Origin of the sequence: Blautia sp. DFI.6.71 (genome assembly GCF_020593585.1) — a bacterium.
Classification (GTDB): Bacteria; Bacillota; Clostridia; order Lachnospirales; family Lachnospiraceae; genus Blautia_A; species Blautia_A wexlerae.
In genome coordinates, this window is the sequence record NZ_JAJDMJ010000080.1 from 1 (window position 1) to 11,136 (window position 11,136).

Consider the following 11,136-nt stretch of genomic DNA (forward strand, 5'->3'; position numbering starts at 1 on the left):
CCATGTATTCAGAAATCCTGTACTCTGATCATCTGTTACTGAATTCAGGAAATCTGATACGGTTGAATCGCTGTATTGTTTCATTTTTTCCGTAAAAAGTGGATGGTTGTATGTATAATCCGGATAGTACTGCGCTACATTGTTTTCTGCTATGATCGAATAAACAGCCATATCTAAAAACAACCCCATATCACGTGATCCAAAATACTTTCCAAGGATATCGTTCAAGCTGCATTCTTCTATGATCTTACGCAGTACAAAATATGTTCCTACCCTGAGACAACTGCTTCTGGAAGTCCTTTTTTTGCTTTCCGGAAGCTCTGCATCGGGGAAATATTTCAGGAAATTTTGATTCGGTTTCATGAGTTCCGGATCCGTATCTGACAGTTTTCCGATTGTTACTCTTTTGGGAAAAGTATACTTCCGGGATGGATCATAAACCCGGTCATACTCATACTCTATATATACAACATTTGACTTTTTTCTCCGTGTGATCTTGCCTTTTACGGTTGGTACTTTCACTAAAAAATCCAGATACATAGCGCCTCCTTTTTAGGCGGTTATCCGCCTAAAATAATTGTACTATATTTCCCGGCTATCTGCAATGGAAAGCCGCAGAAAACCGGGATTTTTTATGATTTTATTTCGTTCTTTTTTCTTTAGGTGGAAAAATTACTGGAAGTTCACAGTTAGATTCCAATGTGACCGATTGTGTCAATGCCCTCTACGGGCTTACTTCCATTTCTACGGTAGCCTCTCGGAACCCTTGATTTTACTGGCTTCCGAGAGCTATTTTTACAAGTAATTAACTGAATTTTCTGTAAATTACTATTTTTACTGCTTTTTTAGTGCTCGTCTAAAAATCCTTCAACTCATACACTACCAAAAACACAAACTATTTTACACTACCTCAGGAAGTGTTAAGGATGAACGCTTTTTTACTTACTATCAAACATACTATTAATATTAAATGGCGGTAATACCACGCACTCTACTTCTGGTTGTGCAGTCAATATAGAAGCTTCACTTCTTAAATACGGCATCAATATTGCTATTGTATTTTTACTGATTAATGTATTTTTTATTTCGTCAGTTAATTCTTCCGTTGTCTCAATACTAAAGAAACCCGTTAAAGAAATTTCAAAAATATATTCCTCTGGTTTCTTACCTTTTAAGATTAGTGTACTCTTATAAATCTCTGTATCCTGTCTTTGTGCAATATTTGACTGAAGTTCAAATTCAAGTTCTTTATCATTTTTAAATCCCAACCTTTCAAATTCAATCTTATCAAAAACTATTTTATCCAACTTTAATATACTATTTATATTTTTCATTTTTTCTCCAGATCATGCAGCTGTGGCAATATGATTAACCAACGTTTCCTTTAATTCAAATGCAGGTTTTATTTCTTTCTGATCAATTTTTTTTGAATTATCTCCAATATTCATCATCTCTTCATTATATAGCGAAACCTTAGAAGAAATTGTTTCCTCCATTTTACACTCAAACACTTTAAAAATCCCATTAAGATTGGTAAACAGATTTTCTCCAAATGCAATTTCTATATTTCCAAATATGTTTATCGTTTCGTTATAGTCAAAAAAATATTTTTCCTTTAAGTACTTCTCATCGAAACTCTGAACATATCCTTTAATTTCTTCGGTCAAAATTTCAAAGCAGGCATTTTCCTCCGGCAATAGGGAATGATCTATATCCGAAATTTTATGCTTTGTAACTATATCCAAACATATTTCTTCTCCAGACTCAATCATCCAATAATAATTTTGCTTCAAAATACTGTCTCTCATCGAAAGCTTACCATGTAACAAATTATATGTATCTGCTAATGATAACTCTGCGACAATATAGTGTAGTTCTTCAATATCCACACATAACACTATATAATATTGACTTTTATCTTTGCATAAAAAGAAGATAGGAACATCCATATAATCCACTAATACTTGTTCCATATAGAGTTCTTTCTCTTCTATAATGAAACACAATTCTTTACTCATTATTACTTTCTCCAATCAATCTAAATCCACTAACATCTGTTCCTTCATATAACCACCAACATACATGTTGATCATTTGTGTCTTCTGGTCCGCCTTCACAATACACATATCCTACCGCCATTTTCTTCTTGGGATTTGGAAATTTCATTTTCTGTTCTACAATCTCTTTTTTTAAAAAACTAGATACTCCATAATAATGAGGATCCATTGTTACATCTTTTTTCATTCCACGCGGGATCTTAGGTGTTTTTTTTAATTCATAATATGACTTAAAATCTTCTAAAGTAACTTCTCGATTATCGTCACTATTTCTGGCCACTGCTCTATATGTTAAAATTCTTTCATATGTAAACCTTGTTGTATCCGGAAATTCTATCTCTCTATTCAACAATTTTTCTTGTAAAGCAACAGGAAATTTCATACATAAACTTTTATCGACTTGCATTTTTCTCTTCTTTCACATATCCTATTATCTTTCAAATATCAAGACCTGATTTTCTATTTTACCATATCAATCTTCTAACAAAAGGTCTACCTTTTTAGTTATATTTATGATTTTTCATTATTATATCCACATTTTTTAAAATTAATCAAACATAAATCTTATAATATAAATTGTATAACGAGTATAAATATAAAATAACATAGCTGAAAGAGAATATCAAGAAAAAACATTCGACAAAAAGATCCGTCTCTGCTCTTCAATCTATCCCTACCATACAAATCCCTGGTATACACCTTCTCCTTCACATCATCCAGACAGCTGTCATACCTGTTCGCGATAATAGCCTGACTCAACTCTTTAAACTTCTCCAGATCATTCACCATTCTGCTTCCAAAGAACGTACTTCCATCCTCCAGTGTCGGCTCATAAATAACCACCGTTGCACCTTTCGCCTTAATACGCTTCATAGCTCCCTGAATAGAAGACTGGCGGAAGTTATCAGAATTTGATTTCATAGTCAGACGATAAACACCAACCACAACTTCCTTCTCTTTACTTGCATCGTAATCATCATTCGCCCCATAAGCCCCTGTCATTTCCAGCACACGCTCTGCAATATAATCCTTACGTGTTCTGTTCGACTCCACGATTGCGGACATCATGTTCTGAGGTACATCCGCATAATTAGCCAGAAGCTGCTTTGTATCCTTCGGCAGGCAATATCCGCCATATCCAAAAGACGGATTATTATGTATCCAGTTCATTAAAATAAGACACACGCAAAGCCAGATATGTATTCGCAAACAGCTTCACAGCCTCAGCCTCTGTAAATCCCATGATCAAAGTATCAATATTTTTCTTAATAGCCTCTCCTGCAGAAGTGTCAAAAATTTTTTCACATCATTTCTACTTCACGCCCATATTTCCTGCTATATTCTGCTGTTATCAACGCTCCGCTTCCTCTCCCTGCTTCAATTACAAATAGTTTATCCGACCAGCTGCCAATCAGACGATTTCTGCGTGGAAATCTGTATTTGTCAGGCTGAATTCCTGGTTGATATTCTGAGATAAGCAGACCTTTTTCTTCTATACATTTCATTAATTTATTATGCTCACTTGGATAGCAGATATCTAATCCATTTCCCAGTATTGCCACGGTATAGCCGCCTGCATTCAGACAGGCAGTATGCGCATAGCTGTCAATTCCTTTTGCCATGCCGCTGACAACTGTAACCTGTTTCTGTGCATATTCTGAAGCAAGGGCTACTGTCTTTTGCTTTGATTCCTGGCTGCATCTTCTTGCTCCTACTATTCCAACCGTATGATCCATATTCTTAAAATTCCCTTTATAGTATAATACTACGGGCGCATCGGCCGGTTTCTTTGCACGTACAGGATATCGCTTGTCATTCCAGCATAAAATAGAAATATTATTATTCTGGCAGTCTTCAAAAATTTTCTTTGGGAGTTCCAATGAATGATTCTGGAGAATGCTTCTTCTCTGCTGTTCAGATAATCCCGGTATTTCAGCCAGATGCCCTGCATCTGCTTTGTAAATATTTTCTGCATCTTTCAATTCTTCAATTAAATATCTGGCTGTGACGGGTCCAATAAACGGAAGCTGTGTAAGCCATATCCAATAAATCATTTAACCACCACCATTTTACTGTTGCTCTTATCCAGTTCCCGGCATATCAGGACTTTTTCTATATCTTTCTGACGTATCTTTTCTTCTCCATCCAGATCCTCGCTAGTTCTGGCAAGTCTTAGCAGTTTATGTATTACTCTGGCACTATATCCATATTTCTCACTGGTCTCTCTTAAAATATTCAATGAATCTGGATCAAGAGCACAGTATTTCTGGATCATCTCTGTTGTCATCTGTGCATTACAGTTAATCCCGCTTTCCTGTGCATACCGTTCCTGTTGTATTTTCCTCGCCTTTTTTACCTTTAACCGCAATTCTTCTGAGGAACAGCATGGCTTCTGGTCTGCTATCGCAAAAAAATCCACTGGATGTACTTCTTTCTGTATATCTATCCTGTCCATGATCGGTCCGGAAATCTTTCCCCTGTATTTAACAATCTCATAATCTGTACATTTGCATTTCGCGCTTGGATAATACCCACACGGGCATGGATTCATTGCCGTTATAAACATAAAATTCGAAGGGAATGTATGAGTACCATTTACTCTCGAAATAGATACTTTCTTATCCTCTATCGGCTGCCGCAGGGCGTCAAGAGTCCTTCTTGAAAATTCAGCAAGTTCATCCAAAAACAGTACTCCATTATGTGCCAGGGATACTTCACCCGGCATTGCATTTGCTCCACCGCCAATCAGTGCATTTAACGATGCATTATGATGCGGCGCACGGAACGGCCTGTATTTCATCAGGGCATGCTCATTTGGCAGTAGTCCGGAAATACTATATATCTTTGTTACCTCAAGACATTCCTCTTCTGTCATTTCTGGAAGGATTGTAGGGATTCTCTGTGCAATCATCGTTTTTCCGCAGCCAGGTTCCCCTACCATCAACATATTGTGACCACCTGCTGCCGCAAGCACAACTGCCTCTATTAACTCATCCTGTCCCTTAACATCTTTAAAATCCAAAATCCTTTCTGATTCTTCCAGAATTTTTTCATTTTCCTCCATGTGCGTTTCTATCCCTGTCGTCTTTCCCTCAAGATAGCGAATCACCCCAGTCAAATCATAGAATCCCAGAATCTCCACCCCATGCACCAGAGATGCCTCTTTAAAATTCGCTTCCGGAACAATGATCTTCTTTATTCCCCTTTTCTGTCCTGCTATGATCATTGGCAGGATTCCCCTGCATACCCTCAGTCTTCCATCCAGTGATAATTCTCCGATAAACCCATAGTCTGGCAGTTTTTTTACACCGATATCTCCATTCTGACACAGCACCCCTACTGCCATCGCAAGGTCAAAATGAGATCCACTTTTCTTTTTATCACTGGGTGCAAGGCTTATGATCACACGTTTCTTCGGAAAAACATAGCCACTCTCATCAATTGCCGCCTGGATTCTCTCTGCTGCTTCCTTTACAGCCTGATCACCAAGACCAATGATTGATATCGAAGGCTGTCCTTCCAGCATCTTTATTTCTATATCCACAGGATATCCGTCTATCCCCTGTATCGCAAAACTTCTTACCACGGTAGCCATAATTCATCTTCTCCCATCATCTTCCTGATCTGCTGTTCCTGGACAATATATTTATGTCCGATATCTTCTACGAATTCCCTGTAACGAAATATACTGTTTTTCGGGAAATATGCCAGTGTCTTCTTTTTCTCCGTTATCCTGTCATCTGAAAGCCCAATCATTGTCTGATAACTGCTCCATGGATAATCTTCCGAATAGTTTGTCATCTGTGCTTTTACCGGATTTAAATGGATGTACCGGCTGGTCTGCAAAAAGTATGCATCTTCTTTCACAAGACATGATTTATACCGGCTTTCAAATACATGGCCCCTGTAGGAATACTTATGATTCAGGTACATGGCATAGCATTCTGACATATATTTCATAAATTTCCATATCTCCATGTCTCCAGTCTCAAGCAACAAATGGATATGGTTTGTCATCAGGCAGTATGCATGCAGGATACATTTGTACTTCTCCAATGAGTTTTTTAATACTTGCAAAAGCACCTGATAATCCATCTCTTCCTGAAATATCGCTTTTCTTCTCACTCCCCTGTGCATGATATGATAGACTGCTCCCGGAAACCAGGTTCTCAATTTTCTTGCTATGTTCCTCCCTCCAATGCCTTATTATCTTTTAATATATTATCATTTATGATTATGTAAAATAAAAATCTGTTAGTTGTCACAGATCTTTATTTCAATATGTTTTCCCAAAGCATTCGCATATTTCTCCAATACAATCAGTGTCGGTACCCTGCCGCCGCTTTCAAAACGCGCCAGGTTTGACGGCTGTATCCCCGTAATATCTGAAAGCTCCTGCTGGGTCATTTTCTGGTTATGTCTTTCTTCTACCAACAAGCGGATCGTCTCTGCTGATTTGTTTAGTACCGTTTCCTGGATCTTTTCTGTGTAAACTGCCAGCCGTTTCTCACGGGCTTCTTTTTCTGTGAGATATTCCTGCATGTTTCCTTCCATATTCCATTTCCTTTTCCAGTAGTTATTTACCTTTATTTTTCAGGATTATATCATCAACGTTATTTCTCGGCAAGAGAGTTTATGCTTCTTTTATAGATCTTTTAGAGCTAATTTATTCTTTTTAGTTGTACTTCATAGAGCCAGACCCAGACATTCTTCTATTTAGAAATTCTACCCAATTATAGCTTTTCTTCTGGCTTCTCCGGTTCAGACAATAGAACAGGCTTCTCATGATGTTATATCGGAATGCCGTTATACTTTCTGTATTGTCCGTAATTCCATAGTAATGGTAATAACCAGTTAGTATCTGGTTAAGTTTTGCAATAATCTCTTTTAATCTGCATGTTCTCATCTTCACTAACAGAAGATTTACTTCTCTGCACTTCTTTGCAAACTTCTTCTTACTGGTTTTCCTCTTCACTCTGAATCTGCCATTCCTACTTTTGGAACAGGGAGACGCTTTCTTGCCTTCATCGCTACACAGTACAATAACCCGCCTAGCACTCCGCCGACTGTGTTATAGAAGATGTCTGATAGCTGGAACGTACCCAGGCGAAGCAATAATTGTAGCATCTCAATGCTTACTGAAAAGCTGAACGCTATCTTTCCGCTTTGCCACAGTATCTTCTTCCAGCCGTTTCCTATCTTCTCCCCGAATGTCCACGCAACTACTGCTGAAAACGGTACCATCATGATTACGTTCTCGATGCACTCGGTTGTCAGCTTCTGTTCACCATTCACAGTCTCCCAGATTCCCCAACCTCCCATAACATCGGATAAAGGATTCATCCACATCTGACGGTTTAACAGGGTTCGGAACAGAATAAGTGAAGTCACAAAGGCCAGGAAGAACAGTTTCCGAAAAAACACACTCTCCTTGAACTTCTGATACCATGTCACTATGGCATTCTTCCAGCCTTTGCCTGCATGTATTGGCTCATACGCATACAGATAGAAAAACATTGCAAGGAAAGAAAGAAGTAGTGAGAAACCAAACGGCTCGTACAAAGCAATCAGGATGTTTGTGAGGATCTTTCCTAGTAAATCAATCGTTTCTTTCATCATTGTTTAGATATCACTGAACAGGTCGGCCTTATACATACCATCCGCCAACATTTTTTTGAAGCTGTCCTTTACTGCTGCGACGTCTTCATGGTAGGTCATTCCGTACCAGGTGTCGTTGGTTTTCAGAACCTTCACAGACATTTTGCCCTGCTCCAGTAATTTACCGATGAAGATAGGAATCAGATACTCTGCTTTCTGAGGATTACCCGGAACTTCCTTCTCGAAGAACTCCTTGAAACCATTTTCCAGCACATTCAGAAAATCAGGAGTCAATCCCCACATATTCATGGAAACAAGAGAGTTCACATCAACAGCCACACCGTCAGCCTCTGCTCCATCTGCAGTCTTTACGATGTTCTTGGTCTCCACAACCTCAGTCAAATTGTTATCCTCGTCCATCTTGCAGATACCACGAGTCACACCGCCATTATCGGACAGTGTGTTCTTCAGCACAAAGCCTGCCATACAGGACTTACCACCATTCACCAGATACTCATGAACAGCCTTGAAACCTTCCTTGCCGTAATAATCGTCTGCATTGATCACAATGAACGGGGTATCAATCACTTCCTTCGCTGCAAGGACAGCCTGACCGGTTCCCCACGGCTTTGTACGGCCTTCCGGAAGTTCTCCCGGAATATCGTTGATATCCTGAAATGCGTAGTCCACAGTTACGTTATGAGAAGAGCAAATGGAGGCAATACGATCACCAATGACCTCTTTGAACTCCTTCTCGATATCCTTACGGATGATAAATACCACATGATTGAAACCAGCTTCAATCGCATCATGGATTGAGTAGTCCATGATGATATGGTTAGCATCATCGACCGGCTCCAACTGTTTTATTCCTGTTCCAAATCGGCTGCCGATTCCGGCTGCCATGATAAGTAATGTTGTTTTCATAATCTCTCCTTATTGTGTTCAGATTGCTTTAACTGAGCATCCTTAACACATACAGATTCGTAATTTCTTCATGTTATACTTTCTTTAGAAAACTTTTAGAACATATTTACTCATTTTATTAGTATTTCATAGGGTCTGATCCCAATGTGTAAATCAGTTAACGTTTTGTTCAAAACAGGGGGAAGTTAAGATTTAAATTTCTTCCTGCATAACTCCAGCGCCGCGGCAATCACCTGATCCATATCATAATACTTATATTCTCCCAGACGTCCTCCAAAGATTACTTTTTCCTGTGCATCTGCCATTTTCTTATATTCCCTGTACAGATTACTGTTCTTCTCATCATTAACCGGATAATAAGGCTCATCTCCCGGTTTCCATTCAGAGGAATACTCCCGGCTAATGACTGTCTTAGGAAGATCATTTCCATCTTCATCCTTACCAAACTCAAACCATTTATGCTCAATAATCCTCGTCCATGGTGTTTCACGATCTGTGTAATTCACTGCAGCATTTCCCTGAAAATTTGGAATGTTCAGAACTTCATTCTCAAAACGAACAGAACGATATTCCAGATTTCCAAGACGGTAATCAAAAAAGCATCTATTGCTCCTGTATGGACCACTTTTTCGGCAAGCTGGTCATATTCCTGCTTCTTCGCCAGATAATCTTCATTTAATCTGACCTCAATTCCTTCCAACAGGTTCTCCACCATCTTTGTATAACCACTCACCGGAATTCCCTGATAAAGCGCATTAAAATAATTATTGTCAAAAGTCAGACGTACAGGAAGCCTCTTTATGATAAAAGCCGGCAGTTCCTTACAGTCACGTCCCCACTGCTTCTCTGTATATCCTTTTACCAGCTTCTCATATGTAAACTGCCAGCCGTTTCTCACGGGCTTTTTTTTCTGTGAGATATTCCTGCATGTTTCCTTCCATATTCCATTTCCTTTTCCAGTAGTTATTTACCTTTATTTTTCAGGATTATATCATCAATGTTATATCTCGGCAAGAGAGTTTATGCTTCTTTTATAGATCTTTTAGCTCTGCTTTATCCTTTTTAGGTGTACTTCACAGGGCCAGACCCCGGAGGTATTCTGTAAATAGCGCATTTCTGAAAGAATAGTTTGCTCCATCGTACACATTTGAGTCTAAAAATACTTTGTAACGCAATATGATCACCGCCTATCACTCCTCTAAACCTTAGCACTTCTACAACAGCCGCTCATTCTATATCATATTTTTGCTTATTTATTGCTACTTCTATTTAATAGTTAATTCTTTTTCTGCCATAGCAAGTGCGGCATCTATTACAGCATCCATATCATAGTATTTATATTCTCCAAGGCGACCGCCAAAAATGACTTTGTCTTCTTTTTCAGCCAACTCTTTGTATTGAGAATAAAGCTTGCTATTCTTTTCATCATTTACAGGATAATACGGTTCATCTCCTGGTTTCCACTCAGAACTATATTCACGACTAATAATTGTTTTCGGAATATCATTTCCATCTTCATCTTTACCAAATTCAAACCATTTATGTTCAATGATTCTTGTCCATGGAGTCTCTCGATCCGTGTAATTTACAGCGGCATTACCCTGAAAGTTTGGCTGATCAAGAACTTCATTCTCAAATCCGACCGATCGGTATTCAAGATTACCTAACTTATAATCAAAGTACGCATCAATAGCGCCGGTGTAAACAATCTTTTCTGCCATTGCGTCATACTCAGTCTTATTCTCAAGATAATCCACACCAAGTCTTACTTCGATTCCATCAAGAAGGTTTGCAATCATCTTTGTATACCCACCAACCGGTATACCTTGGTACAAAGCATTGAAGTAGTTATTATCGAAAGTAAGTCTTACCGGAAGTCTCTTGATAATAAAAGCCGGAAGTTCTTTGCAATCCCTTCCCCATTGTTTTTCAGTGTAGCCTTTCACAAGTTTCTCATAAATATCTCTACCAACAAGGCTGATTGCCTGTTCTTCAAGATTCTGTGGCTCACCTGTGATTTCTTTTTTCTGCTCTTCAATCTTAGCAGCAGCTTCTTCCGGCGTTACTACTCCCCACATTTTATTAAATGTGTACATATTGAATGGCATGGAATATAACTCACCCTTGTAGTTTGCCACAGGCGAATTGGTAAAACGGTTGAATGTCGCAAACTGTGTAATATAATTCCAAACCTTTGTATTATTAGTATGAAAAATATGTGCTCCATACTTGTGGAAATTAATGCCTTCCACTTTTTCTGTATAAACATTTCCTGCTATGTTAGGTCTCTTATCTATTACAAGAACAGACTTGCCTGCTGCTTTTGCTTGCTGTGCAAATACTGCTCCGTAAAGACCAGATCCTACTACTAAATAATCGTACATATTTATTTACCTTCTTATCTTAGATATTATTGATTTATACACAAATATAAAATAGCTTTTAAAAGAAAATATCATCAATAAAATGATACCCACTGAAAATAACTTCATAGGGTCAGACCCCAATGTGGTCAACTTAAGCCCAGAACATTGATATTTCAATATTTCTGGGC

The 11,136-nt window shown here is 38.4% G+C and carries 11 protein-coding genes and 3 pseudogenes; all 14 read right to left on the minus strand.

Annotation, left to right across the window (positions count from 1 at the left end):
* A pseudogene (locus LJE12_RS18550) lies at positions 1–540 on the minus strand (IS1634 family transposase); the annotation flags it as partial.
* Between the two features lie 398 nt (positions 541–938).
* Positions 939–1,334 carry a protein-export chaperone SecB gene (locus LJE12_RS18555; protein WP_227292335.1) on the minus strand — a complete coding sequence of 132 codons (396 nt, stop codon included), beginning with the start codon at positions 1,332–1,334 and terminating at the stop codon, positions 939–941.
* A gap of 12 nt (positions 1,335–1,346) precedes the next feature.
* A complete protein-coding gene (locus LJE12_RS18560; RefSeq protein WP_227292337.1) occupies positions 1,347–2,018 on the minus strand; it encodes a hypothetical protein in 672 nt (223 codons plus the stop codon).
* Complete coding sequence (locus LJE12_RS18565; RefSeq protein WP_227292339.1) at positions 2,011–2,463, minus strand: hypothetical protein; 453 nt, start codon at positions 2,461–2,463, stop codon at positions 2,011–2,013. The genes LJE12_RS18560 and LJE12_RS18565 overlap by 8 nt, the downstream gene beginning before the upstream one ends.
* A gap of 263 nt (positions 2,464–2,726) precedes the next feature.
* Positions 2,727–3,330: pseudogene (locus tag LJE12_RS18570) on the minus strand (UDP binding domain-containing protein); the annotation flags it as partial.
* Between the two features lie 28 nt (positions 3,331–3,358).
* Entirely contained in the window at positions 3,359–4,111 is a 753-nt protein-coding gene (gene dprA / locus LJE12_RS18575; protein ID WP_227292341.1) for a DNA-processing protein DprA, read from the minus strand.
* Positions 4,108–5,652, minus strand: coding sequence for a YifB family Mg chelatase-like AAA ATPase (locus LJE12_RS18580; protein ID WP_227292343.1), 1,545 nt, complete (start codon positions 5,650–5,652; stop codon positions 4,108–4,110). Before LJE12_RS18580 ends, dprA begins: the two co-directional genes overlap by 4 nt.
* Complete coding sequence (locus tag LJE12_RS18585) at positions 5,637–6,230, minus strand: transposase (RefSeq protein ID WP_227292345.1); 594 nt, start codon at positions 6,228–6,230, stop codon at positions 5,637–5,639. Before LJE12_RS18585 ends, LJE12_RS18580 begins: the two co-directional genes overlap by 16 nt.
* Before the next feature lie 81 nt (positions 6,231–6,311).
* Positions 6,312–6,611 (minus strand): helix-turn-helix domain-containing protein, encoded by a 300-nt coding sequence (locus tag LJE12_RS18590; RefSeq protein WP_055058760.1) that lies wholly within the window; start codon positions 6,609–6,611, stop codon positions 6,312–6,314.
* 121 nt (positions 6,612–6,732) lie between these two features.
* On the minus strand, positions 6,733–7,032 hold the full coding sequence (locus LJE12_RS18595; protein ID WP_227292348.1) for a group II intron maturase-specific domain-containing protein: 300 nt from the start codon (positions 7,030–7,032) through the stop codon (positions 6,733–6,735).
* Positions 7,029–7,676, minus strand: a complete 648-nt coding sequence (locus LJE12_RS18600; RefSeq protein ID WP_330649959.1) for a VanZ family protein — start codon at positions 7,674–7,676, stop codon at positions 7,029–7,031. Before LJE12_RS18600 ends, LJE12_RS18595 begins: the two co-directional genes overlap by 4 nt.
* A gap of 3 nt (positions 7,677–7,679) precedes the next feature.
* Positions 7,680–8,582, minus strand: a complete 903-nt coding sequence (locus tag LJE12_RS18605; protein WP_055058763.1) for a sugar phosphate nucleotidyltransferase — start codon at positions 8,580–8,582, stop codon at positions 7,680–7,682.
* A 185-nt stretch (positions 8,583–8,767) separates the two neighbouring features.
* A pseudogene (locus tag LJE12_RS20835) lies at positions 8,768–9,456 on the minus strand (UDP-galactopyranose mutase); the annotation flags it as partial.
* Between the two features lie 391 nt (positions 9,457–9,847).
* A complete protein-coding gene (gene glf, locus LJE12_RS18615; RefSeq protein WP_025581333.1) occupies positions 9,848–10,966 on the minus strand; it encodes a UDP-galactopyranose mutase in 1,119 nt (372 codons plus the stop codon).
* Positions 10,967–11,136: the final 170 nt, after the last annotated feature.